Here is a 23,889-nt window from a genome sequence, read left to right as displayed (position 1 = left end):
GTCCACGCCCGCCCTGCGGGTATGGTAGAAGCCAGAAAAAGGTTGTGGGGACGGCGAAAGCCGCCCCCACAGCCATTTCAGCCAGAAACCATAAAGAGCGGAAGCCATGACGCAGACTGATACGCCTAAACCCGGGCCGCGACCGAACCGCGCCCCAATGGTTGCCGCTCCGGCGGAAGCCGGTGAAAAAGCCGGCGGGGTTTCCCCGGCCGAAGCCGCCGGTGTTGCCTCGTCCGGAGACATCAGCGTTGTGACCGTTTCCGACGCACAGGACCGCACGTCTGCCGGCTCGCTCTCGGCGCTCAGGGCGGTGCCGCAGCCGGGGACCGTGCCTGCAGGTCTGCAGGTAGCTACGGTGGGCACGGTGGGCGTCGATGCAGCGGGCCCAGCGGCCCCAGAGACAGTCGCGCCAGAGGCTGCCGCCCCGGACACCGCTGCGTTGGACACCGTCGAGGCAGCCACAGCCGAAGCCGAAGAAGAATCAGACACCACCGAAACGGCGGCCGAAGCTGCGGCGGTAAATGCGGAGAACCACGGGGGGCGGCGTGAACGCCCCGAGGGTCCAGAGCCGGCCGCTGCGCTGACCGCCGATCGCCTCCTGAACAAAGCCGCCGCCGCACCCGTTGCCGGCTGGCGACGCTGGTTGTACACGGTCACTTTTGGTTATGTGAACCTGGGCGATTCGGACCGGATCCGTATCCAGCGGGCCATGGAGCACCGGATCGCCATGCGCCTGGGGGAGCGCACGCGCTATGTCCCTGTACTTTCACGCAAGGGCGGGGTGGGCAAGACCACCGTCACTACCCTCCTGGGGATGGTTCTGGCGGACCTGCGCGAAGACCGCGTGATCGCCATGGACGCCAACCCCGACCGCGGAACACTGTCAGACCGTTCCCCCGGGCGGGCGGATTTCACGGCGCGCCAGCTGGTCAAGGACCGGTTCACGGTCGACTCGTTCGCGCAGTTGTCCAACTACACTGCCCGGGACGGCTCACGGCTGGATGTTTTGGCCTCCGACACCGATCCCATGGTGGCCCACGCCTTCGATGACGCTGACTATCGGGCAGTCACCGATATTCTTGGGCGCTACTACTCGATCGTACTGACGGACTCGGGGACCGGCATGGTCCATTCCGTCATGAAAGGCACCCTCGAAAAGGCAGATGCCGTGGTCCTCGTGTCCGGTGGCAGCGTCGATGAGGCCAGGCTCGCTTCGGAAACGCTGTCCTGGCTGGAAGCCCACGGGCGCCAGGACCTGGTGGCCAAGGCAACCGTAGTCATCAACATGGCCGCCGGGGACCGTACCTTGGTGAATATTGATGAAATCGAGCAACACTTCCTGTCCCGGGTCAAGAATGTAGTGCGGATTCCCCACGACCGGCACCTGGCCGAGGGATCGCGCATCCAGCTGAGCCAGCTCAAGCCGGCCACACGCAGTGCTGCCGTGGAGCTGGCGGCCCTGGTGATAGAGGAACTTCAGCAGGCCTGATCCAGCCGGGTGTGCATGGAAGGCATAAGCGCAAAAAGCCCCGCCGTTTCTGACTGTTCAGTTTCCGGCGGGGCTTTTGCCTTTGATGCGGTAGGGACGGTTAGGTTGCCGGCGCGGGTCTGGGCGCGGCGTACATCTCCTCGATCACCGTCTCGAAATCCTTGATAACCTGAGCCCGCTTGACCTTCATGGAGGGGGTCAGGTGGCCGGAGGCTTCGGTGAAGTCGCTGGGAACGATCCTGAACGACTTGATGGCCTCTGCCTGCGAGACGGACTGGTTCGCGTGGTTGATCAGCTCCTGCACGGCCGCCCTGACGGTCTCGTTGTCGGCAGCCTCGGCCACGGTGGTTTCCGCCGGCAGGTTGTGGCGCTGCAGCCACCCGGGAAGTGCTTCCTCGTCGAGGGTCACCAGTGCACCGATGAAGGGGCGGTTGTCGCCCACCACGAGCACCTGCGATACCAGCGCGTCTGCCCTGATCTGGTCCTCCAGCAAAGCGGGAACGACATTCTTGCCCCCAGCGGTCACAATGATTTCCTTCTTGCGGCCGGTGATCGTGAGGAACCCGTCGGCATCGAGCTGGCCGATGTCTCCGGTGCGGAACCATCCGTCGGCGAACGCCTCGGCGGCCAGGTCCTCGCGCTTGTAGTAGCCCCGCATGACACAGACGCCCTTGACGAGGATCTCGCCGTCGTCGGCAATTTTCACAGTGTTTCCGGGCAGCGGCGCGCCGACCGTGCCGATCTTGATCCGCTCGGGAGTGTTCACGCTGACGGGGGCCGTGGTCTCGGTCAGGCCGTAGCCCTCCAGGATCTGCAATCCAATGCCCTGGAAAAAGTGGCCAAGCCGCTCACCCAGCGGTCCGCCGCCGGAGACAGCGTGCGCCACCTGGCCGCCCATGGCGGCGCGCAGCTTCCCGTAAACGAGCTTGTCGAATAGGGCATGACGGACTTTCAGGCCCAGCCCTATCTTGCCTTCCTGCCGTGCCCGGGAATAGGCAATAGCTGTGTCCGCGGCCTTGTGGAAGATCGGGCCCTTGCCGCCGTCCTCCGCCTTGGTGAGCGCCGAGTTGTAGACCTTCTCGAACACGCGCGGCACGGCGAGCAGGAACGTGGGCTTGTAGCTCTGCAGATCCGGGAGGAGGTGCTTGATATCGGGCGTGTGGGCCACGGTGGAGCCTGCGGCCACCGCAAGAACGGAGATGAACCGTGCGAAGACGTGCGCCAGCGGGAGGAACATGATGGTCCGGGCCTGCTCGTTGACGATCTGGCGCAGCGAGGTAGCGAGGGCGTTCTCCGAAAGCTCCACGAAGTTGCCGTGTGTCAGTTCGCAGCCCTTGGGGCGCCCCGTGGTACCCGAGGTGTAGATGATCGTGGCGGTGTCGTTGATCTTCGCGGCGTGCCGGCGGGACTCCAGGTCGGCGTCGCTGATGTCCTTTCCGGCCTCCCGGAGGGCTTCGAGGCCGCCGCCTTCGAGCTGCCAGACGTGCGTGAGGGCGGTGAGCCCCTCGGATGTGGCGGCCTGCCTGATGACGTTCTCGTGGTGGTCGGTCTCGCCGAAGGCCGCCACCGCGCCCGAATCGCCGAGGTTCCAGGCGACCTGGGACGGGGATGACGTCTCGTAGATGGGAACGGACACGCCGCCGGCGAACCAGACGGCGAAGTCGACCAGCGCCCACTCATAGCGCGTCCGGGACATGATCCCCACCCGGTCCCCGGCTTCCACGCCGCTGGCCATTAGTCCCTTGGCCAGGGCGGAGACGTCCGCCAGGAAATCAGTGGCGACAATGTCCTGCCACTGACCGGCGGCATCCAGCCGGGAAAACAGCGCCGGATTCGACGCCTTGGCCGCCTGGCGCACCAGGAGGTCCGTGATGTTGGTGTCCGGGGGGACGCTGACCAGGGGCGGAACACTGAATTCGCGCACAATAGCTCCTCTGATATCCGTAGACCGCTGCGGTTAGTCCTAACCTTAGTACCCGTCGATCAAGGACCGGGGACCAAATGGTTACTCGTCAGTAACTTTACGTGATCGATGAGGTCCGGCCAAGAATCCCTGGGCAGCCGCAGGCCCGACTCGGGCACCTAGAATGGGGGATTATGCAGCCTTTCCCGCCGAGCGAACAGTCCGGACCCGCCAGCACCACGCGACGGTCCCGGCCGCGGGCATGGCGGCGCGGTTCGGTCGGCCACCAGGGCGGCAGCGCACCTTACCGGACGCTCCGGCAGTATCTTCGCCCCGCGGGCACTGGTCTCGCCATAGGCATCGACATTGGCGGCACCAAAGTCGCAGCCGGCGTGGTTGATGCAGAGGGACGGATTCTCAACGAAGCCAGACGCTCAACTCCCGGCAGCGATCCCCGTGCCGTCGAGCGGGTGATCGTTGAGCTCGTCGAGGAGCTCAGCCGTGGAGCACGCATCAGGTCGGTGGGCATAGGCGCCGCCGGCTGGATGGATCTCGACGGCGGAACCGTCCTGTTCAGCCCCCACCTGGCATGGCGCAATGAACCCCTCAGGGACAACCTGGAGCGATTGCTTCGCCGCCCCGTGATGCTGGTCAACGATGCCGACGCAGCCGCCTGGGCTGAGTGGCGGTTTGGTGCCGGCCAGGGACAGAACCGCCTGGTGTGCATCACGCTCGGGACGGGAATCGGCGGGGCCATGGTGATGGACGGTCGCGTCGAGCGGGGCCGCTTTGGTGTTGCCGGCGAATTCGGCCACCAGATCATCATGCCCGGCGGCCACCGCTGCGAATGCGGCAACCGCGGCTGCTGGGAACAGTACGCATCCGGCAACGCCCTCGGCCGCGAGGCCCGCGAGCTTGCCCTGGCGAACTCTCCGGTGGCTCAGGAACTTCTCAAAGCCGTCGATGGGCAGGCCGACCGCATCACGGGAGCCACTGTCACGGAACTGGCCATCTCCGGGGACGCAGCCTCCAGGGAACTCCTGGAAGACGTGGGTGACTGGCTGGGGCTCGGGCTGGCCAACCTGGCCGCGGCCCTGGATCCCGGGAAATTCGTGATCGGCGGTGGGCTCTGCGCCGCAGGAGAGCTCCTCGTGGCGCCTGCCCGGAAGGCCTTTGCCCGGAACCTCACGGGCCGTGGATTCCGGCCCGCCGCGGAAATCGCCCTGGCTGACCTTGGGCCGCATGCCGGACTCATCGGCGCGGCGGATCTGTCACGGGTCGGCAGCCGCACGGCCAACTGACGCTCACGCTGGCCGCTCAGCTGCTCGCGACCCTAGACGCGGGCGCCGTCGTCGTTTTCGTCCTTCTCCTGGGGCAGCTTCATGATGAGGTAAACCACCGCGCCCACGAAGCTGACCACCATGCCAAGGATCGCCAGCAGCGGAGCCGAGCGCCAGAACATCGCCGACAGCACCAGCGCCACGGGGGCACCCACTGCCCCCAGCCAGGCGAGCATGGTCAACGGATCGATCCCAGCGAGGCTGGGCGGATCCTCGGGCACAAATGCGTCGTCTTCGTCATCCACCTCATAGTCGCGCGGACCTTCCGGCGTGGCGGTTTCGTCAGATCCGGCGGTTTCTGCGGCGTGCTGCCGGGCTGCCGCGCGTTCCCGTTCCGCCGCTGACAACTCGATGGGCGCACCCGCACGGGGAGCCAGCCCCAGTGGGTCAAAGTCACTGAAGCGCTTAGCGGTCCCCCCGGCGGCAGTGCCGGGGGCAGCACCGGACACGGCGCCGTCTGCTGCGGGAGGATTCGTGACGCCGTCGCGAGGGTCCTTCCCGCCGTGAGGGTCAATCGAGTCGTTGGGGGCGCTAAGGCCGGGATGGGTACGGTTGCCGGCACCCGGCTCGGCCGTGCCGCCGGTGGTGTCTCCTTCGAGCCTGGCCACCAGGTCAAGCCAGACGGCGTCGTCCTGGTTTGCGCTGGGGTCGGACGAATTTGAATCGGGCCTATTCATTGGGGTCGCCCTTCTGGCTGGCTGTCGCGGACTGGTCTGGACCGGGGCGGGTCTCCGCAAGGATGTCCCGGATGAAGTCCAGCGAGCCGCTGAAGATTTGCCCGGCGTCGTTATCGAGGGTGGCTACATGGTAGCTGTTCTCCAGCATGGTCAGTTCCAGAGGCGCGTGCGTCAAGCCGCGGCGGAGGGCAACGATGCTCGAGTCGGAAACGACGTGGTCCACGGTGGAGCGGAAAACGCGGACGGGCGCGGTCACGCGCGGCAGCAGCAGCCGGGTGGCCCTGAACAATTTGTTCAACTCGTGCGCTGCGGCCACCGGGGTCCGGTCATAGGCGCCTTCGTTGACATCCGGCTTGAGGATGTCGTTGCCAATGGCCGGTGTGCTCTTGAGTACGAGTTTAAGGATGCCGGCCAATGGCGCGCGGGGATCGTCGATGACCAGCGCCGGGTTGACCAGGACGGTACCGGCCACGGGACGCGTGGCGGCGATGCGAAGGGCAAGGGCGCCGCCCATGGAGATGCCTGCCGAAAAAACCACATCACACTCGGCTTCCAGTTCCAGATATGCGCTATCCAGGGCATCGTGCCAGTCTGTCCACCGGGTGCGTGCCAGTTCCTGCCATGAGGTTCCGTGGCCCGGAAGAAGGGGCATGCGCACGGCGAAACCCTCGGCGGCAAACGCCATTGCCCACGCCCGCACGGCATGCGGACTCCCGGTGAACCCGTGCGAGATGGCGACGCCCACCCTCGGACCCTCTCCGGAGAAGGCACTGCTGAACGGACTGTGGTCCGGAAGGATGCTCATTGCTTCTCCGTCGATACGTTGCTGCGGGCATGCACCTGGAAGAACCTCTCCGAGGCTTCGAAAATTTCCTGTGCGTCGACGTCCAGGGTGGCAACATGGCCGCTGTGTTCCAGCGGCACAACCTCAAGGCTCCCCGAGGCCAGGCGCTTCCGGATCATCGCCAGGGACGTGGGCGGCACAACAGCATCGTTCTGCGACTTGAAGACCAGGACCGGTGCCGTGACCCGGGGGAGGCCGCGGGCGGCGGCCCCGAACAGCCTTTTCAGCTGATGGACGGCGGCGAGCGGCGTGCGGGAATAATCGCCGTCTTCGGTGGGGGACGCCGTCGGATTTTCTTCCTCGATGGGGACGGTAGTCCGCTGGAAGTACTTCAGCAGCCCGATGACCCGGACGCGCCGATCGTAGAAGCTTAGTCCTGGATTGACCACTGCCACCCCCGCCACCTCACGGCGGGAGGCCGTCAGGAGGGCAATGGCCCCGCCCATGGACAGTCCGGCCACGTAGCAGGTGTCGGTTCTGGCAGCCAGCTCCACAAATGCATCTTCGAAAGCGCGGTGCCAGTCCGCCCAGCCCCTGCGCGCCAGGTCCTGCCAGTCGGTTCCGTGGCCGGGCAGGAGCGGCACCGAGACTGCGAAGCCGCGATCGGCCAGATATTGGGCCCACGGCAGGATGCTCAACGGGCTGCCGGTGAAGCCGTGACAGATGGCGATTCCGATGCGCGCATTGGGGCCATGGCCCGGGTAGCTGAAAGCGGCGGGCCTGGTCCGGTCGCTGCTTCCTGTCATGTGTCCATCGTGTCACTGTTCCGTGCAAATCTCACTAGAGTAGGGTTGCATTGCAGTGCCGGCAGGCCCTTGGGAGTGCCTGCCAGCTGCCTTCCGGAGGGGTTGGACACGTGTTTTATTGGGTCATGAAAAGGATCTTCCTGGGTCCGGTACTCCGCACTCTATTCCGGCCGTGGGTCAAAGGATTGGATAACCTGCCTGCCGAGGGTCCAGCAATCATCGCGTCAAACCACCTGTCCTTTTCGGACTCGATCTTCATGCCGCTCACGGTGCCCCGGCCCGTCATCTTCCTGGCGAAATCGGAGTACTTCACGGGCACCGGGCTTAAGGGCCGGCTGACGGCCTTGTTCTTCCGGCTGACCAACCAGCTCCCCATGGACCGCTCCGGCGGGGCCGCCTCCGCCGCCTCGCTTGAGGCCGGCATGGATGTCCTGACGCATGGGGGCCTGCTGGGGATCTATCCAGAAGGGACTCGAAGCCCCGATGGCCGCCTCTACCGGGGCAAGGTGGGAGTGGCGCGGCTGGCGCTGCAAGCCAAGGTCCCGGTCATTCCGGTGGCCATGATCGGCACGGACAAGGTCCAGCCGATTGGAAAAAGACTCCCCAACATCCGACGCATCGGCATGATCTTCGGGGCACCCCTGGACTTCAGCCGGTATCACGAGATGGCTGACGACCGGCTGATCCAGCGATCTGTGACCGACGAGATCATGTACGAGCTCATGCGCCTCTCAGGGCAGGAATACGTCGATGAGTACGCCGCAGTGGTCAAGCTGCGGCTGGCGGGCAAGGGCCCTGCTGCCGCAGCCGTTTCCGGCGAAAGCCAGCCGGCAGAAAGCCTGCCCGCCGAAAGCCAAACGGGCGAGAGCCTGCCCGCCGAAAGCCAGGCGGGCGAGAGCCTGCCCGCCGAAAGCCAGGCGGGCAGCACCCCGACAGACGACGGCGCTGCAGGGCCGGATGAGCCGGGAACCGCGGCGGGGGAGTACCCCGCACGTGCCGGAGAGCCTAGGGCGTTGCCGGGAAGGGAACCCGGCAACGGTTCGGGTCAAGGACCCGGGGAGGATACTGACGCCGGTTCCCCCCGCCGTGCCTAATCGCCCTTCAGCATTCACGCCTGCTGTAGATATGACGCCGGGCCCGGGTCAATGACCGCCCGGGTGTCCCGATGCCTGTTCGGGCAACTACTCTTAGTAGTGTGACTGAGCTATCCGCAAAACCTGCCTCTTCCCTGACCAGCACCGCACAGAGCGGCGCCGCCAACTATCCGGGTCTGGACAACTGGCGGGACCTTCCCATCTCGCAGCAGCCAACGTGGCAGGACAGGGACGTCTTCGACGCATCCGTTCGGGAACTTTCGGCGCTTCCACCCCTCGTGTTCGCCGGCGAGGTCGATGAGCTCCGTGATCGGCTCGCAGCCGCTGCACAGGGCAAGGCGTTCCTGCTGCAGGGCGGTGACTGCGCCGAGACGTTCGGCGACGCCACGGCGGACAAGATCAGTGCACGGGTCAAGACCATCCTGCAGATGGCCGTGGTCCTTACTTATGGTGCAGCCATGCCCGTGATCAAGATGGGCCGGATGGCGGGCCAGTTCGCCAAGCCCCGCTCCTCGAACGAGGAGACGCGCGACGGCGTGACCCTTCCGGCATACCGCGGAGACATCGTCAACGGGTACGACTTCACGCCTGAGTCCCGGGGGCACGATGCCAGCCGCATGCTCCGGGCTTACCACACCTCCGCTTCCACGCTGAACCTGATCCGTGCCTTCACGCAGGGCGGCTTCGCGGACCTCCGCCTGGTGCACCAGTGGAACAAGGGGTTCACCGAAAACCCGGCCCATGCCCGCTACGAATCCCTGGCGCGGGACATCGACCGTGCCATCAAGTTCATGGCGTCCTGTGGTGCGGACTTCGAAGCACTGAAGCGCGTTGAATTCTACGCCAGCCACGAGGCGCTGCTCCTCGATTACGAGCGCGCCCTCACCCGCATCGATTCGCGTACCGGCTTCCCCTACGACACCTCCGCCCACTTCCTCTGGATCGGTGAGCGGACCCGCGAACTGGACCACGCGCATGTCGATTTCCTCTCGCGTGTCCGTAACCCGATCGGTGTGAAGCTTGGCCCCACCACCACCGGTGATGACGCCCTGCGGCTGATCGACAAGCTGGATCCAAACCGCGAGCCCGGCCGCCTGACTTTCATCACCCGGATGGGTGCGGGCAATATCCGCGAAAAGCTTCCCGCGGTCGTGGAAAAGGTCACCGCCTCCGGTGCCCAGGTTCTGTGGGTCACCGATCCGATGCACGGCAATACCGTCACGTCGCCGAACGGCTATAAGACCCGCAATTTCGATGACGTTATCGACGAAGTCCGCGGCTTCTTCGAGGTGCACCACGCGCTGGGAACTGTTCCGGGTGGCCTGCACGTCGAAATGACGGGGGACGACGTCGCAGAGTGCCTGGGCGGTGCCGACCCCATCGACCAGGAAGCATTCCTCGACCGCTACGAGTCTGTGTGCGACCCGCGCCTGAACCACATGCAGTCCCTGGAGATGGCATTCCTCGTGGCCGGTGCCCTTACCCGGCACTAGTCCTTAACCGGCACCAGTCCTTAATCGGTACTAGTCCGGCCCGGGCCCCGGCGCCATCGAAGGTTCCGGGGCTGACGTTAGGGGCTCGATGCCGATCCAGTTGCGGCCCGCCCTAAACGACGGTTAGCGTCACTACGGATCCTTCGGGAACCTCAATGTCAACGGGGTCCTGGTCACGAACCGTCCCAAAGAATCCGCCAAGGACGTTGTTGACGCGAACTTCGAATCCGCGCTTCTCCAATGCCTCGCGGGCGTCTCGGACCTGCTCCCCGATGTAGTTCGGCACCTTGACGAGTTTCGGGCCCTCGGAGATGGTCAGGGTAACAGTCCCTCCCCGTGTCAGTGTTCCGGAGGCCGGCTCCTGTTTGACCACGGAGCCCTTCGGAATGTTGCGGTCATTGACGGTTTTATCCGCCACGACGGCTACCAGTCCGGCTGCCTCGATGGCCCTGAAGGCCGCGGCCTGTTCCTGTCCGCGGACGTTCGGCACGGGTATGGGCTGCGGGCCCTTTGAGACGGTGAGGCTCACCGGTGTTCCGTGCCTGACCTGCGTTCCCGCGGCCGGGGACTGGGCGAGGACTGTGCCTGCCGGCGCCTCTTCATCAAACTTTTCCGTGACTTTACCCAGGGCCATCTCAGCTCCGCTGAGGGCTTCCTTGGCGGCGTCAAGGGACTTGCCCGGCAGCTGCGGAAGCGGGAACAGCTGGGGACCCTTCGATACGAACAGCGAAACCTGCTCGTATTTGCGGATCTCCGTTCCGGCCCCCGGGTCCGAGCCCACGACGAGCCCCGCACGGACGTCGTCGTCGAACACGTCCTGCGTGCTGGACTGGAAGCCGGCCCCTTGGAGGAGCCGCTGGGCCTCGGCGACGGTCCTGTTGGCCACTGTCGGCACGGTGCCGGGGGAGCCGGGCCCCATCCCAAAGAACCAGCCGGCACCGGTGGCCAGCAGCGCCGCAATGACCAGGATGACGATCCAGAGTACGCCACGCCGCCGCGCGTTGCCTTCGCGGAGCGTACGAAGGGGCGTTGCGGCAGCCCTGACGCGTGCTCTTTCGTCGACGCGGTCCTGTTTCCGCTGTTCGCGCTTGCTCAAGGGCCGTTGAGTCTGCCCGCTTTGACCATAGTCAACCGGAACGGCAGCCGCCATATCGTCTTCATCGAATCCGTACTTCTCGGGCAGTCGCCGGGCCGGGAAGATGGTGGTGGGGTTGCTGGTATGGGAGATGACTTCCGTCGGGCGCTGCACCCCGGGCCCCTGAACTGTGGCCTCGTTCACCGGGGACAGCACCTCTGTGTGGTTCCCCGGGATGGGCGCTCCGGATGGGAGGCGGGCCGGCGCCGGGGGCGCCGCCATGGCGCGTCCGGCACGGGAGGCGACCGGGCTGCCTGCGGGGCCGGCTGCATCCGCCGAGTGCAGTGCTGCCGGAGGTTGCAGGTCGAGCTCCGCGTCAGAGAGGTTGGTGCGGATGTGCCTGAGTTCGGAGAGGAGGGCGTTGCCGTCTACGGGTCGCTTTTCCGGGTCGTTGGCCGTGCACCACTGCACCAGTTCGTCGATTTCCTCGGCCAGCCCCGGGACGAGGCCCGACGGTGGCTCAACTACAGAATTGACGTGCTGATAGGCAACCTGGATCGGAACCTCGCCGTCGAAGGGCTGCTGGCCGGTCAGCATCTCATAGAGCATGATTCCGGTGGAGTAAATGTCGCTTCGGGCATCTGCCGGCTTGCCGAGCACCAGTTCCGGGGAGAGGTATGCCACCGTTCCAATGAGCGTGCCGGTACTCGTGGTGGTGGTCACGGCGCGGGCCAGTCCGAAGTCGCCGATTTTTATGCGGCCGTTTTCGGCGATCAGCACGTTTTCCGGCTTGACGTCCCGGTGTATGAGGCCGGCATCGTGGGCGGCGCCGAGGCCCTCCACGACCGGATCTATGAGGGCGAGGGCAAGCCGCGGAGACAGGGCGCCTTTCTCATGGAGTACATCACGGAGCGTGTGGCCCTTGATGTATTCCATGACAAGGTACGCCGTCTGGCCGTCGTGTCCCTGGTCCAGGACGCCCACGACATGGGGGTGAGAGAGTTTTGCGGCAGAGCGGGCTTCGCGCGAGAGCCGGTCAAGGAAATTATCGTCGCTGGCGAGGTGCGGATGAAGGACCTTTAACGCGACGTCGCGGTCCAGCCGCTGGTCCGTGGCCAGATAGACCGTGGACATTCCGCCTCTTGCCAGCCTCGAATTCACCCGGTAACGGTTATCTACCAGGGAACCAACGAGACTGTCCGACACCTTTTCCTGCACTCTACGATCCTAATCGCTGCAACGATACGGGTCCGGATCGAAATGCGATCCGGACCCGTATCGTTATGCTCAATGGCCCCGATCACGCGGATGACGGGCCCGGCAGGCTAGGAGAAGTTCTTTCGGTGCGCCTTGATCGCCGCCACGTAAGTCTTCGTGTCGGAGTACATGCCGTACTTGCTGACAGAGTACTGGCCCTGGTAGTAGCCGGCGATGGCGTGGTCGAGGTTCTTGCTGGTGCGGATGAGCTGCCGGATGATGGCAACACCGGCGGTGGCATTGTCATAGGGGTCGAGCAGATTGAGCTTGCGGCCCACGAGGTCGGATGCCCATTCGCCCGAGGAAGGTATGACCTGCATGGTGCCGATGGCATTGGCAGGGGACACGGCGCGCTGGTTGAAACCCGACTCCTGGTAGGCGAAGGCCAGGGCCAATGCCGGATCCACGCCCATGCGCCGCGCCGTATCCGCCACGATGGACTTCATCTGCGCCAGCGAGGGCACCGGCGACGCGTTGAGCAATGCCTTGTTCTTATTGGCGGAGGCCACCACCGCAGCCGGATATGTATAGCCGAGGAAGGAGCTGGGCACCAGCGGAGTGACGCTGGAGGCCGGCTGGACGGCTGTGGACTTGCCCGGGATGACCAGTTTGTTACCGGGGTAGATGATGCTGGTTACCTTGAGCCGGTTCGCGGACAGCACGTCTGCGAGCCGGACACCATGCCGTGCTGCGATCCCCGACAGGGTATCGCCGGACTTGATCGTGTAGGAGCGGGACGTTGCCGTGGCCGCAGGGGCCGGAGCAGCAGGCGTTGCGGCGCCGGCGCCGATCCGGATTTTCTGGCCAGGGTAAATGATCGAGGACAGGGAGAGCCGGTTCCAGCTCAAGACTTGGGACAGCTTCACGCCATGCCTGGCAGCGATGCCGCCCAGGGTGTCACCCGACTTCACGGTATACGTTTTCGCGCCTGCACTGGCTGGTGCAACAGATGTAGCCGCGTTCCTCTGCGCCGGGGCTGCGGCACCTTTCAGCTTCAGCTTCTGACCCGGATAGATCACCGAGTTGACCTTCAGGTTGTTGAGCCTAAGAACTGCCGAGGTGCTGAGGCCGTACCGGTGGGCGATGCCGCTGACGGTATCTCCGCGCACAACCCTGTGGCTGCTCGGCGTGACGCGGGCAGGCTGGAGCCCGGACGGAATGGCTGCCGGTACCGACGCTGCAGGAATGACGCCCGCCTTGGCAGCTGCGGCCTGGGCTTCCATGGCTGCGGCCAGCGTTGCCGGTATCGCAGTGGGTCGGGCGTCGGCATCGGCGGGCTGTGCGACCGCCAGGGAGGACAGCATCACGGCGGGAAGCGTCGCCGTCGTCGCCGCGATCATAGGCAGGCTGGGCCTGGGGGGCTGCTTGGGCGAGCTGGTCGTCGTCATGGGAAAGATCCTCTTCTCAGCGGCGAATGCTGTCGGTCAGGCCAGTGTGACTAATGATTCTAATGTTATTTGAGTTATTGCTGTTACAAATGTGATCTATGAGAATCTCTCACGATTTTCCAAATAGCACAAGAATCTGGCCGCGCTGAGGAAGTCGGTTTGTTTGGGTGTGTCGCCGCGAGAGGGCGTCGAAAATGCGGGGCGCCAGCGAACCGACTAGGCGTGCGGGTGTCCGCCATGGCAACCTTGACGCGTGAGTACTGTAGAAAGCCTTGTTGGCGACTGGTTGCCCCTGCCCGACGTAGCCCAGTTGCTGGACGTTTCCATCACCAAAGTCCATGGGTTGCTGGATGAACGCGCGCTGGCCGCCCTCCGCGTGGGCGAACGCCGCATCCGATCGGTGCCTGCCGCCTTCCTGAAGGACGGACACGTTGTGGAAAGCCTTAAGGGCACCATCGTCGTGCTGTCAGACGCGGGCTATTCCGACGAAGAACTTATCACCTGGCTCTTCACGCCCGACGAATCCCTCCGTGGCCGGCCAATCGACGCCCTGCGCGACGGCCGCAAGACTGAAATCCGCCGGCGCGCCCAATCCCTGGCCTGGTAAGCGAGGCCTGGAAAGCCTGCCTGGCGAGCTTCCCTGGTAAGCCTGCCTGGCTAATTGGCTGGCTGGGAATCGTTAGCGCGTTAACGAGTCAAGAGGAAATGCGGGGCGGAACAACCGCCCCGCATTTCAGCGGCCTATCCAGTCGAGGTAGTCAAAAGTGCATCTACGATGCGCGGCTTACCGTTGCTTCGGCCAGCTTCCTCAATGCCGTCTTGGGCAGGTCGTCCAGCGGGAGCAGTTCCAGTGCGCCGTACGCGGCCGCTCCGAACTCCTCGATCAGGACTTCGGTGGCGTGCAGCGCCCCGCAGTCCGCAATAATCCTGCGGATCTCCGCAACGTCTTCCTCGCCCAGGTCAGGACTGCCCAGCTTCGCGTCGATGAATGCTGATTCCTCGGGCAAGGACATATCCAGGGCAAAAGCCACGAGCACTGTCCGCTTGCCTTCACGGAGATCATCCCCTGCCGGCTTCCCGGTTGTGACAGGATCCCCAAAAACGCCCAGGACGTCGTCGCGAAGCTGGAACGCTTCGCCCAGCGGAAGCGCGAAGGCGGAGTATCCGCGCAGCAGGTCATCCGAGGCACCCCCGAGCGCGCCGCCCAAGGCCAGCGGGTGTTCGGTGGAGTACTTTGCCGATTTGAACCGGATGATTGACTGGGCGCGGCTCACGGCGCCGGCACGGTCCCGCACAGGCCCGGCCACCTCTTCCAGGATGTCCAGGTACTGCCCCGCCATAACCTCGGCACGCATGAGGTTGAAGATCAGCCGTGCCCTGCTCCCTGAGGCCGCCTGCTTGCCGATATCCGTGAATGCTTCCTCACTGAAGGACAGGCAGAGGTCCCCGGCCAGGATGGCGGCTGCATGGCCGAAGCGTTCGCTGTCCAGGGCCCAGCCCTGGCTTTCGTGCAGCTGACTGAACCGGCGGTGCACGCTGGGGCCTCCACGCCGCGTGTCGGACCGGTCGATGATGTCGTCGTGGATGAGCGCGGCGGCCTGGAAGAGTTCGAGCGCCGCGCCGGCGGTGATCACATCATCGGCGTCGGCCGGCCCTCCCGCACCTCTCCAGCCCCAGTAGCACATGAGGGCCCGCAGCCGTTTGCCTCCGGTGACAAGGTTTGAGATCGACCCCATGATGGGATCGATGTCGGGCGAGATGGCCGTCATCACGGAGTGCCTCGACGTCAGGAAGTCGGTGAGCTTGCCCGCGACGGCGGCTACGAAGGCTGCCTGCTCCACACGGAGCTGTTCGGCCACCGTCACTTGACGGACTCAGGCGCCACGTTGGCCCCGATGGTGAACGTGGACACTCCGGCGGTCTCCGGAACCGCAATGTTCACGGTCTCGTTGCCCGCCCGGACGAAGTCCTTCGAGACCACCGAACCAACCTTGCTCCCCGGAACGGCTTTGAATCCCTGCGCTTCGAGCGCCTTCGTATAAAACGCGACGACGGCGGCCGGCTTGGCGGCCACGGAACCCACCAATGCGGCGGTGGCGGGGGAGGAGGACTTGTCGAAGCTGCTCGCGGCGACTTTGGCCCCCGGCATGAGCGGAAGCAGCTTCTGCGGGAACCCTGCCACGACGGCGCCCACTGTGGCTGAGGTGCCGGGAGATGCCGACGGGCTGGGTGGCGTCGTGGTGCTGGTCTGGGCCAAGGCCGTAGTGGCTGCCGCAGCTTCAGTAGTTGCGGCGGGCCCGGGCGCAGGTGCAGTGCAGGCGGACATCACCACCATCACAGTGCCAGCCGCGAGCAGGCCGAGGCATGCAGGCATGTGGGTTCCAATGACCTTCACAGGTGTGTTCCTCCTGGGGTTTGATGCCGGATCCAGCCTCCAGTTTAGTCAGCCCCAGGGCATAGGATTGCAGATGTGGTGCCGGACCAGGACAGAGAGCAATTCGAAGCGCGCCTTCGGGAGCTCCGGCGCTGCAGCATTCTGCACGTGGATATGGACGCGTTTTTTGTTTCCGTGGAACTGCGGGGACGCCCGGAATTGCGCGGCAGGCCGGTAATTGTCGGATTTCCGGCGGACCGCTCCGTGGTCCTGTCCGCCTCCTACGAAGCACGCGCATTCGGCGTGAAGTCTGCGATGCCAATGGTCGTGGCCCACCGCCTGTGTCCGCAGGCAATCATCATCGAGCCACGTCACAAGCTCTACTACGAGGTGTCCGGGCAGCTCATGTCCATCTTCGAATCGATCACTGAACTTGTGGAACCGCTCAGCGTGGACGAGGCATTTCTTGATGTGGGGGGAGCTATCCGCAGGCTGGGCCCGCCACAGGCCATTGGCGAACTTATCAGGCGAAGGGTGGTCAGCGAACTGGGCATCACCGCTTCAGTGGGCATTGCCGCCAGCAAGTTCGTTGCCAAGATCGCCTCCACACGCTGCAAACCCGATGGCCTGCTGCTCATACGGCCCGAGGAGACAGTGCCTTATCTGCACAGCCTGCCGGTCAATGCACTGTGGGGCGTCGGTTCCAAGACGGCGGATGTACTGGCGAGAATGGGTATCCGCACGGTCGCTGACGTCGCCGCTACTCCTGTCGCCTCACTCAAGAAGGTCCTGGGTGCCACCGGCGAGCACGTCCACCGCCTCTCGTGGGGCATCGATCCACGGGCAGTGACCCCCGTCAGGCTGGAGAAGAGCATAGGGGCGGAGGAAACGTTCGCCGTGGACACCGCCGATGACGCACTTCTCCACAAAGAGTTGCTGCGCCTGTCCCACCGGACAGCGGAGCGCCTCCGGGCGTCCGGAATGGTGGCGCGGACCGTGGCCTTGAAATTGCGGTACTCCGATTTCTCCACGGTAACCCGGAGCAGGACAGTCCATACTCCCGTTGACAGCGCGCAGTTGATCTACGCCATAACCGTCCAACTGCTGGAGTCCCTGGGGAGCCGGTCTATGTCAGTCAGGCTTGTAGGCGTCCGCGCCGAGCACCTCGAGCCAGCCGCGCAGACGTCACTGCAATTGAGCCTGGACAGGCGGGATGACAACTGGCGGGCGGCTGAGCAGGCGCTGGACCGCGTGGCGGAGAAATTCGGCCATAAAACAGTCCTTCCGGCACGGTTGCTGGACGGCGGAACGGGCGCTGCCAGGACGCCGCGGGAGCAGACCTGAGCTGATGGCCGGGCGCGGGATTTTTTTGCTTGAGTTCTGGCGTCTTTCGGCGTCGCAGCACACGAAAGCGTCTTTCACAACACCGCCCGACAAACTATCCTTAGAGATACAAAGATTTCGAACGTCTGGACATGTGTGGATCACCTGACCCGCCCGCGTCCGTATGCTTGGATCCATGGACCTGCCAACGATGGAAGTGCCGGGAACCTGTACAGCATGCCGGTCGTTGACGAGGCAGGAACAGCTAATCCTGACCAGTCCGGACGTTGGCCTACTTAAGGAGGTCGTGATGCCGCTCTCGGAGCACGAACAGAAGCTGCTCGAGCAACTCGAGAGGCAACTGCATGAGGACGATCCCAAGTTCGCCAGTTCCATGGGCTCGGATCCTGGCCGCACCTGGTCCACCCGGCACATTGTGATTGGCGTACTCGCGACGCTCGCGGGAGTCCTGCTCCTGTTGGTGGGGGTTTCCATGCAGAACATCTTCGTGGGTGTCCTTGGATTCATCGTCATGGGAGCGGGTGTGTACTTCGCCACCATGCGCAGTGCTTCCAGCGGCAAGGCTAAGGCCGGTGGTCGGGGAAAGAAGTCCAAGGGCAAGAGCTCGTTCATGAGCAGCCTTGAAGAGCGCTGGGATGAAAGGCGCCGCGGAGAGTCCTGACTTCCGCCGCCTCCACTTCCCACCACCTCCACCTGGCACCACCTCCACTTGCCACCACCTCACGTCCAAACGATGGCCCGCTCCGGCGGGCCATCGGCGTTTAACCGTCCTTTTCCGGGTGTCAGCGTGAGCGGCCATTTCTAGGCGCATTTTTCCCTCCACTTTCCACCCCCTTTGATAAGCCGCGGAATTCCAAGGGAAATTGATTCTCCAATTGCCGGATTATTTCCCGCGCCGCGTTGACTGTGGTGAGAAGTGGAGTAAAGTGGAGGGTGTAAGAGGGTAGTGGCAGCGCGGGGGGTTGTTCGGCTTCAGACGGCAGAGGGGCGGTGGGGACGTGTTCCTGGGGACACACTCGCCGCGGCTGGACGAAAAGGGACGGATCATTCTCCCCGCCAAGTTCCGTGAGGAGCTTGCCGGCGGACTTGTTCTCACGCGAGGCCAGGAGCGCTGCATCTACGTCTTCAGTGAGCAGGAATTCGCGAGGGTTCACGAGCAGATCCGGGAGGCTCCCATCTCCAACAAACAGGCTCGTGACTACATTCGTGTCTTTCTCTCCGGAGCCTCGGACGAGGTGCCTGACAAGCAAGGGCGGGTGACTATCCCTCCTGCCCTTCGGGAGTATGCAGGCCTCGGCAGGGAGCTGGCCGTCATTGGCGCCGGTACCCGCGCTGAGATCTGGGATGCCCAGGCTTGGAATGTGTACCTGGCGGAGAAGGAAACCTCCTTCTCCGAAACTGACAACCCCATCGCCGGCATTCTCTGAGTACCAGCGCAAAGCATCCGAATCTGTTTCTTGAATGAGATCTCCAGCCGCCCATCCAACCGTCCTCCTGGCTCACTTCCCCGGAGCCAGGCGGCCACGGGGATAGGCGCGGATGGGGATCTGACTTAAGAAGCGAACACACCGAGGCAAGCAGGAAGGACGATGGCATGAACGAACACGACCCCGTCAGGCCTACGTCCGAACGCCATGTGCCGGTCCTGAAAGACCGGTGCATTAACTTGTTGGCCCCGGGATTCGAAGCAGGACGCCTGCGCGGAGAAACTCCGGTGGTTATCGACGCCACGCTGGGGATGGGCGGACATTCGGAAGCGATGTTGCAGCGCTTCCCTGATCTGCATCTTGTGGGCATCGACCGCGACGAAGAGGCACTTGCCCTCGCCGGCGAGAGGCTGAAGCCGTTCGCCGGCCGCACCGACCTCGTCCATGCCGTCTACGACGAGATCGCCGAAGTCCTCGAGGACCTCGGCATTTCTGAGGTCCACGGCGTGCTGATGGATCTCGGCGTCTCTTCGTTGCAGCTCGATGAGCGGGAGCGTGGCTTTGCGTACTCGTTTGACGCGCCCCTGGATATGCGGATGGACACAAGCCGCGGGCAGACCGCGGCCGATGTCGTTAACAACTACAGCGAAGAGGAGCTCGTTAGGATCATCCGGAAGTGGGGCGAGGAGAAGTTCGCCGGCCGCATCGCCAACAGGATTGTCACGGCCCGCGTGGACAAGCCGTTTGCCACCACCGGGGAACTGGTGGAGCAGATCCGGGCAGTAGTCCCTGCCGGCGCCGCCAAGTCGGGAGGCCACCCTGCCAAGCGGACATTCCAGGCGCTGCGGATCGAGGTCAACGAGGAACTCGACGTCCTCGAACGGGCAGTCCCCGCAGCGGTGGAAGCCCTTGCGCTGGGCGGCCGGTTAGTCGTCATGTCCTACCACTCGCTGGAAGACAAGATTGTAAAAAGCGTCTTCCAGGCGCGTTCCAAGTCATCGGCGCCGCTGGGATTCCCAGTGGAGCTCGAAGAACACAAGCCCGAACTCAAGACCCTTACCAAAGGCACCGAGGTGCCTACCGCCGTCGAGATCGCGGAGAATTCGCGCGCAGCATCCGCCCGGCTGCGCGCCGTGGAACGCATCAGAGCCAGGAGAGCCGCATGAGCACCGCAGCTGTCAAGACCTACACCCTCGCGTCAGGCCACAGTGCCGGAGACGTCGACTCCGGGCTGTCTGGAGCCCGCAAGGCGCGGACACCGCTGTCGGTCGTGCGGTCCGTTCCCAAGAAACGCCGTGCTCCCTTCGTGGTTCTGTGCTTTGGCCTGCTCGCGGTGGCACTGATCGCCGTCCTTGTGCTGAACATCTCTGTCTCCACCGCGCAGTACCAATTGGTGAGCCTGCGCAGCGAACAGACGAGGCTGACCAAGCAGAACCAGGATCTGACACAGCAGGTCCAAAACTTCGAAGCTCCGCAGAATCTGGCCGCCAAGGCCTCAGAATTGGGAATGGTAGCTTCCACAGGGAAGGGGCAGATAGATCTGTCCACGCTCACTGTCAGCGGCCAGGCCAAGCCTGCTGTCAAGGGTGACTCTGCCGGAGCGGTAATCGCCGCACCGGCAGTTCCCGGCCAGCTTAACGTCGTTCCGCCGGCCGCTACTGCTGATCCGCTGGAAAGCCGGAAACCGGTTGCGGAAGAGGCTGCGGCAGGGCCGGTGGCTGCAGCGCCGCTGGCTGCGGCGCCCGCCGCCCAGAACCCGGCAGCGGTCCTCCACGGAGGCACCATCCCGGCTCCGGCACAAAAGGCACCGGGGCGGTAACTGGCAGAACGGATGCGGCTGGCAGCCAGCAGGGCAAGCAGTAAGGGATGATCGTGGCGCAAGGCAAGGCAAGCAGGCAGAAAGTCCCGAACGCTACCAAGCGGTTGCGCCTGGGACTCAGCATCATGCTGGCATTGCTGCTGGTGGTGGGCGGAAAGCTCTTCCTGGTTCAGGGCCTGGACGTTGGCGGAATGGCCGAAGCTGCTTTGAGCAACCGGCTGCGGCCCACCGTGCTGCCCGCGGAACGGGGCAGCATCGTGGACGCCAACGGGACGGTGCTGGCCAACAGCGTGATCCGCTACAACATCACCGTGGACCAGGCGGTCAACACCAAGACGGAGTCCTTCAAACGGCTTGAGACCGTGAACGGCGAGGACGAACTGGTCACGGTTTCCCGTGACCAGGGGATCTCGGAACTGGCCGCCGTCCTGGGCATGGACGTCGAGGACGTCCGGAACTCCGTCACAGGCAAGAAGACCTACTACATCGTGGCCAAGGACCTGAAGCCGGACGTAGAAGACCGGGTGTCCAAACTGCAGATCCCGGGCATCTTCTCCGAAGGAACCAGCAAACGCGTCTACCCGAACGGATCTGTCGCCGGTGGCATCGTCGGGTTCCTGGAGAACGGGGACAGGGGCCAGGCCGGCCTGGAGCAGACTCAGGACGCCATTCTCAGGGGAACACCCGGGAAGCGACTCTTCGAGATCGGCGCCGACGGCCTCCGCATCCCGGTGGGCGTGGACCAGCTGACACCGGCGCAGGATGGCAAGGACGTCAAGCTCACCCTCGACTCCGACCTGCAGTATTTCGCGCAGCAGGCCATTCAAAGCCAGGCGGACAAGCTAAGCGCGGAGTGGGGCACCATCATCGTCTCCGACGTCAAGACCGGCAACATTATTGCCATGGCAGATACCGATGCACCGGATCCCAACGACCCCGGAAAGGTGGCGGCTGAGGACCGCGGCGTCCGGGCAGTCACGGCAGCTTATGAGCCAGGCTCCGTGGAGAAAATGATCACCGCCGCCGCGGTCATCGAAGAGGGCAAGGCCAAGCCACTCGACACCTTCGTCATCCCGCCTTCCTACGTGGTGGACGGCCAGCAGTTCGATGATTCCTTCTCCCACGGAACCGAAAAACGGACCCTTGCCGGCATCCTTGGATGGTCCATGAACACCGGAACGGTCATGGCTGGCCAGCGGCTGACCAAGGAACAGCGTTATGACTGGCTGAAGAAATTCGGCATAGGCGAGGCTCCCGAGATCGGCTTGCCTGCAGAGGCCAAGGGCATCCTGACACCCCCCGACCAGTGGGATGGCCGCCAGCAGTACACAGTGCTCTTCGGCCAGGGCGTATCCCAGTCAACGCTCCAGACTGTGCGGGCCTACCAGTCCATTGCCAATGGCGGAATGATGCTCCAGCCGCGCCTCATTGACAGCTACATCAATCCTGACGGAACCGAGGAGAAAGTCCCGGCGAAGCCAGCCCGGAAGGTTGTGTCCCCGGAGACGGCCAAGCAGGTCCGGGACATCCTCGAAAGTGCCGTCACCGAGGGCCAGATCAAGGAAGCAGCCATCGATGGTTACCGCGTCGGTGCCAAGACCGGAACGTCGCAATCGCCGTGTGATGATGGCACGGCAGGTTTCTGCGGCTACACGGCCTCGATGGTGGGAATGGCGCCGATGGACGATCCGCGGTTTATTGTTGAGGTGGTCCTGCAGCGGCCCAAAGGTTCCATTTACGGCATCACCAACGGTCCCGTGTTCCGTTCGGTCATGAGCCAGGCACTGCGAACGTACAACGTTCCGCCGTCCAAGGGGCAACCGGTCAAGCTGCCGCAGTTCGCCAAGTAGTAAACCCGCTTTCAAAGACCGCGGTGCACGTGAAGGCTTCGTTCTGCCGTGCCCGTTGGTCCACTAGTACCCACGGAGATCCACTTTGTCAGAGCACAACGCCCCCGGCACTGCCGATGCCCCGAACGGGCAGGCTTCCCCCGGCGGGTTCCGGCCCTCGGCCGTCGCCGCAATAGAGCTGGGTGCCATCGGCCGGTGGATTGGCCTCACCGTGCCAGGAGATGCGGCGGACGTCCAGGTTACCGGGATCTCCCTGAATTCCCGGACGGTGGAACGCGGCGATCTTTATGTGGCGCTGCCGGGTTCCGCACGCCACGGCGCGGACTTTGCTGCCACGGCGATTGAGTCCGGCGCCGCTGCTGTGCTGACCGACGACGCGGGCGCACGGCTCCTGGCGCTGGCGCCTGATATTTCCGTCCCGGTGCTTGTGGTGGATGAGCCCCGGGCGGTGGTCGGTCGCCTGTCAGGGCTGATATACCGCAGCCAGGCCCCGGACGGCGGCCCGTCGCCGGCGCTTTTCGGCGTCACCGGCACCAACGGCAAGACCACCACCACATACTTCGTCAATTCCCTGCTTCAGGCCCTCGGCAAAAGGACGGGGCTGATCGGCACCATCGAGATCGTGGCCGGCGGGGATCCGATCCCGAGCCTCCTGACGACGCCGGAATCCACCGACGTGCACGCCCTGCTCGCCCTCATGCGCGAACGGGGGCTTGATGCAGCCTCCATGGAAGTGTCCTCGCATGCGGTCTCGTTCCGCCGGGTTGACGGCGTGGTGTTCGACGTCGTCGGGTTCACCAATCTGACCCAGGACCACCTGGACCTGCACGGCACCATGGAGGACTACTTCCGCACCAAGGCGGAACTGTTCACCATGGAGCGCGCCCGCGCCGCCGTCGTAACGGTCGACGACGAATGGGGACGCCGTCTCGCCGCCGAAGCGGATCTGCCGGTCACCACGCTGTCAACCCTGCCCATTGACGCCGCAGACGGAGTGTCCGGTTCCGCAGCCGGTTCCACCGGCGCGGACTGGACCGTCACTGAGCTGCGGCCCCGCGGCCTCGGCACTGAGTTCACCCTTCGGGGCAGCACAGGCGTGGAGCTCCGGGTGCATACCGGTCTCCCCGGCAGCTTCAACGTGTCCAACGCCGCGCTTGCGCTGGCGATGGTGCTGGCCGGGGGCGCCGATCCGGCGGAAGTGCAGGCGGCACTCGATGCCCACGACCCCTTCACCGTGGCCGTGCCCGGCAGGATGCAGCTCGTATCGGCCGAACCCGCTGCGGTCGTCGATTTCGCGCACAACCCGGACGCCCTGGCCCGGGCGCTGGAGGCGGTCCGCTCCACGGACCCGGCGTCGCGCGTCATCGTGGTTTTTGGCGCCACCGGCCAGCGGGACCAAGGCAAGCGTCCGTCCATGGGCGCCATCGCGGCCCGGCTCGCCGACGTCGTAATAGTCAGCGACGACGACCCGCATGACGAGGACGCGGCGGCTATCCGGTCGGATGTGCTGGTCGGAGCCACGGATGCCAAGGAGTCCGAGCGGCTCGACTGCCAAATCCTGGAAGTTTTCCCCCGCGACGAGGCGATCCGGAGAGCAGTTGAACTGGCATCGGCCAGAGACACCATCCTCGTTGCCGGACGCGGCCATGAAGTGTGGCAGGAGGTCAAGGGCGTGAACCTTGCCCTCGACGACAGGGTGGAACTCCGGAAGGCCTTGACGGCACGGGGATTCACCGTTCTTGAAGACGAGCGGATAGAGTCCTAGACCG

General features: G+C 64.5%; 19 protein-coding genes and 1 pseudogene. 12 read left to right on the top strand and 8 right to left on the bottom strand.

Features of this window, described 5'->3' with window-relative positions:
* The first annotated feature begins 106 nt into the window (after nucleotides 1–106).
* Complete coding sequence (locus AC5RUM_RS13040; protein ID WP_494035304.1) at nucleotides 107–1,489, top strand: MinD/ParA family ATP-binding protein; 1,383 nt, start codon at nucleotides 107–109, stop codon at nucleotides 1,487–1,489.
* A gap of 100 nt (nucleotides 1,490–1,589) precedes the next feature.
* On the opposite strand, the gene AC5RUM_RS13035 is transcribed toward AC5RUM_RS13040, so the two are convergent.
* Nucleotides 1,590–3,413 carry an AMP-dependent synthetase/ligase gene (locus AC5RUM_RS13035; RefSeq protein ID WP_494035303.1) on the bottom strand — a complete coding sequence of 608 codons (1,824 nt, stop codon included), beginning with the start codon at nucleotides 3,411–3,413 and terminating at the stop codon, nucleotides 1,590–1,592.
* 173 nt (nucleotides 3,414–3,586) lie between these two features.
* Between AC5RUM_RS13035 and AC5RUM_RS13030 the strand changes: the two genes are divergently transcribed.
* Nucleotides 3,587–4,693 carry an ROK family glucokinase gene (locus tag AC5RUM_RS13030; RefSeq protein WP_494035302.1) on the top strand — a complete coding sequence of 369 codons (1,107 nt, stop codon included), beginning with the start codon at nucleotides 3,587–3,589 and terminating at the stop codon, nucleotides 4,691–4,693.
* A gap of 32 nt (nucleotides 4,694–4,725) precedes the next feature.
* On the opposite strand, the gene AC5RUM_RS13025 is transcribed toward AC5RUM_RS13030, so the two are convergent.
* From AC5RUM_RS13025 to AC5RUM_RS13015, 3 genes are read right to left on the bottom strand one after another with little or no spacing between them, the layout of a single operon-like run.
* The gene (locus AC5RUM_RS13025; RefSeq protein ID WP_494035301.1) at nucleotides 4,726–5,409 is read right to left on the bottom strand and encodes a hypothetical protein; all 684 of its coding nucleotides are present in this window, start codon (nucleotides 5,407–5,409) and stop codon (nucleotides 4,726–4,728) included.
* On the bottom strand, nucleotides 5,402–6,214 hold the full coding sequence (locus tag AC5RUM_RS13020) for an alpha/beta hydrolase (protein ID WP_494035300.1): 813 nt from the start codon (nucleotides 6,212–6,214) through the stop codon (nucleotides 5,402–5,404). The genes AC5RUM_RS13025 and AC5RUM_RS13020 overlap by 8 nt, the downstream gene beginning before the upstream one ends.
* Nucleotides 6,211–6,999 carry an alpha/beta hydrolase gene (locus tag AC5RUM_RS13015; protein ID WP_494035299.1) on the bottom strand — a complete coding sequence of 263 codons (789 nt, stop codon included), beginning with the start codon at nucleotides 6,997–6,999 and terminating at the stop codon, nucleotides 6,211–6,213. Before AC5RUM_RS13015 ends, AC5RUM_RS13020 begins: the two co-directional genes overlap by 4 nt.
* Nucleotides 7,000–7,109: 110 nt before the next feature.
* On the opposite strand from AC5RUM_RS13015, the pseudogene AC5RUM_RS13010 reads away from it, so the two are divergent.
* Together AC5RUM_RS13010 and AC5RUM_RS13005 are read left to right on the top strand one after the other, a co-directional pair.
* Nucleotides 7,110–7,796 (top strand): annotated as a pseudogene (locus tag AC5RUM_RS13010) (lysophospholipid acyltransferase family protein); the annotation flags it as partial.
* 398 nt (nucleotides 7,797–8,194) lie between these two features.
* The gene (locus tag AC5RUM_RS13005; protein ID WP_494035298.1) at nucleotides 8,195–9,586 is read left to right on the top strand and encodes a class II 3-deoxy-7-phosphoheptulonate synthase; all 1,392 of its coding nucleotides are present in this window, start codon (nucleotides 8,195–8,197) and stop codon (nucleotides 9,584–9,586) included.
* A gap of 112 nt (nucleotides 9,587–9,698) precedes the next feature.
* Here the strand turns inward: AC5RUM_RS13005 and AC5RUM_RS13000 are convergent, their stop codons facing one another.
* The gene (locus tag AC5RUM_RS13000; protein ID WP_494035297.1) at nucleotides 9,699–11,879 is read right to left on the bottom strand and encodes a Stk1 family PASTA domain-containing Ser/Thr kinase; all 2,181 of its coding nucleotides are present in this window, start codon (nucleotides 11,877–11,879) and stop codon (nucleotides 9,699–9,701) included.
* A gap of 107 nt (nucleotides 11,880–11,986) precedes the next feature.
* Complete coding sequence (locus tag AC5RUM_RS12995; RefSeq protein WP_494035296.1) at nucleotides 11,987–13,306, bottom strand: lytic transglycosylase; 1,320 nt, start codon at nucleotides 13,304–13,306, stop codon at nucleotides 11,987–11,989.
* A 253-nt stretch (nucleotides 13,307–13,559) separates the two neighbouring features.
* Here AC5RUM_RS12995 and AC5RUM_RS12990 point away from each other — a divergent pair, with 253 nt between their 5' ends.
* Complete coding sequence (locus tag AC5RUM_RS12990) at nucleotides 13,560–13,913, top strand: Rv2175c family DNA-binding protein (RefSeq protein WP_400581372.1); 354 nt, start codon at nucleotides 13,560–13,562, stop codon at nucleotides 13,911–13,913.
* Nucleotides 13,914–14,076: 163 nt separating this feature from the next.
* Here the strand turns inward: AC5RUM_RS12990 and AC5RUM_RS12985 are convergent, their stop codons facing one another.
* Together AC5RUM_RS12985 and AC5RUM_RS12980 are read right to left on the bottom strand one after the other, a co-directional pair.
* Nucleotides 14,077–15,171: a polyprenyl synthetase family protein gene (locus tag AC5RUM_RS12985; protein ID WP_494035295.1), complete on the bottom strand. Its 1,095-nt coding sequence runs from the start codon at nucleotides 15,169–15,171 to the stop codon at nucleotides 14,077–14,079.
* The gene (locus tag AC5RUM_RS12980) at nucleotides 15,168–15,701 is read right to left on the bottom strand and encodes a hypothetical protein (protein WP_494035294.1); all 534 of its coding nucleotides are present in this window, start codon (nucleotides 15,699–15,701) and stop codon (nucleotides 15,168–15,170) included. Before AC5RUM_RS12980 ends, AC5RUM_RS12985 begins: the two co-directional genes overlap by 4 nt.
* A gap of 75 nt (nucleotides 15,702–15,776) precedes the next feature.
* Between AC5RUM_RS12980 and dinB the strand changes: the two genes are divergently transcribed.
* The 7 genes from dinB to AC5RUM_RS12945 all read left to right on the top strand — a co-directional run bounded on the left by dinB (nucleotide 15,777) and on the right by AC5RUM_RS12945 (nucleotide 23,885).
* Nucleotides 15,777–17,024: a DNA polymerase IV gene (dinB, locus tag AC5RUM_RS12975; RefSeq protein WP_494035293.1), complete on the top strand. Its 1,248-nt coding sequence runs from the start codon at nucleotides 15,777–15,779 to the stop codon at nucleotides 17,022–17,024.
* 289 nt (nucleotides 17,025–17,313) lie between these two features.
* Nucleotides 17,314–17,685, top strand: coding sequence for an SCO2097 family morphological protein (locus tag AC5RUM_RS12970; RefSeq protein WP_494035292.1), 372 nt, complete (start codon nucleotides 17,314–17,316; stop codon nucleotides 17,683–17,685).
* A gap of 337 nt (nucleotides 17,686–18,022) precedes the next feature.
* On the top strand, nucleotides 18,023–18,451 hold the full coding sequence (gene mraZ, locus AC5RUM_RS12965) for a division/cell wall cluster transcriptional repressor MraZ (RefSeq protein ID WP_078028973.1): 429 nt from the start codon (nucleotides 18,023–18,025) through the stop codon (nucleotides 18,449–18,451).
* Nucleotides 18,452–18,618: 167 nt separating this feature from the next.
* Nucleotides 18,619–19,617: a 16S rRNA (cytosine(1402)-N(4))-methyltransferase RsmH gene (rsmH, locus tag AC5RUM_RS12960; protein ID WP_494035291.1), complete on the top strand. Its 999-nt coding sequence runs from the start codon at nucleotides 18,619–18,621 to the stop codon at nucleotides 19,615–19,617.
* The gene (ftsL, locus tag AC5RUM_RS12955; protein ID WP_494035290.1) at nucleotides 19,614–20,270 is read left to right on the top strand and encodes a cell division protein FtsL; all 657 of its coding nucleotides are present in this window, start codon (nucleotides 19,614–19,616) and stop codon (nucleotides 20,268–20,270) included. The genes rsmH and ftsL overlap by 4 nt, the downstream gene beginning before the upstream one ends.
* Before the next feature lie 47 nt (nucleotides 20,271–20,317).
* Nucleotides 20,318–22,120, top strand: a complete 1,803-nt coding sequence (locus AC5RUM_RS12950) for a peptidoglycan D,D-transpeptidase FtsI family protein (RefSeq protein WP_494035289.1) — start codon at nucleotides 20,318–20,320, stop codon at nucleotides 22,118–22,120.
* Nucleotides 22,121–22,205: 85 nt separating this feature from the next.
* Nucleotides 22,206–23,885: a UDP-N-acetylmuramoyl-L-alanyl-D-glutamate--2,6-diaminopimelate ligase gene (locus AC5RUM_RS12945; RefSeq protein ID WP_494035288.1), complete on the top strand. Its 1,680-nt coding sequence runs from the start codon at nucleotides 22,206–22,208 to the stop codon at nucleotides 23,883–23,885.
* The last annotated feature ends 4 nt before the right edge of the window (nucleotides 23,886–23,889 follow it).

The sequence above is a fragment of the Arthrobacter sp. B2060 genome (assembly GCF_059090445.1).
Note: the sequence above shows the minus strand (reverse complement) of the source record. Positions and strands in the feature narration are given on the sequence as shown.

What these genes read in the sequence shown, in the direction of transcription:
- ftsL (WP_494035290.1), top strand. Translation starts at nt 19,614, where the DNA reads ATGAGCACCGCAGCTGTCAAGACCTACACCCTCGCGTCAGGCCACAGT.
- AC5RUM_RS13025 (WP_494035301.1), bottom strand. Translation starts at nt 5,409, where the DNA reads ATGAATAGGCCCGATTCAAATTCGTCCGACCCCAGCGCAAACCAGGAC.
- AC5RUM_RS13015 (WP_494035299.1), bottom strand. Translation starts at nt 6,999, where the DNA reads ATGACAGGAAGCAGCGACCGGACCAGGCCCGCCGCTTTCAGCTACCCG.
- AC5RUM_RS13040 (WP_494035304.1), top strand. Translation starts at nt 107, where the DNA reads ATGACGCAGACTGATACGCCTAAACCCGGGCCGCGACCGAACCGCGCC.
- AC5RUM_RS12950 (WP_494035289.1), top strand. Translation starts at nt 20,318, where the DNA reads ATGATCGTGGCGCAAGGCAAGGCAAGCAGGCAGAAAGTCCCGAACGCT.
- AC5RUM_RS13020 (WP_494035300.1), bottom strand. Translation starts at nt 6,214, where the DNA reads ATGAGCATCCTTCCGGACCACAGTCCGTTCAGCAGTGCCTTCTCCGGA.
- rsmH (WP_494035291.1), top strand. Translation starts at nt 18,619, where the DNA reads ATGAACGAACACGACCCCGTCAGGCCTACGTCCGAACGCCATGTGCCG.
- AC5RUM_RS12970 (WP_494035292.1), top strand. Translation starts at nt 17,314, where the DNA reads ATGCCGCTCTCGGAGCACGAACAGAAGCTGCTCGAGCAACTCGAGAGG.
- AC5RUM_RS12995 (WP_494035296.1), bottom strand. Translation starts at nt 13,306, where the DNA reads ATGACGACGACCAGCTCGCCCAAGCAGCCCCCCAGGCCCAGCCTGCCT.
- AC5RUM_RS13030 (WP_494035302.1), top strand. Translation starts at nt 3,587, where the DNA reads ATGCAGCCTTTCCCGCCGAGCGAACAGTCCGGACCCGCCAGCACCACG.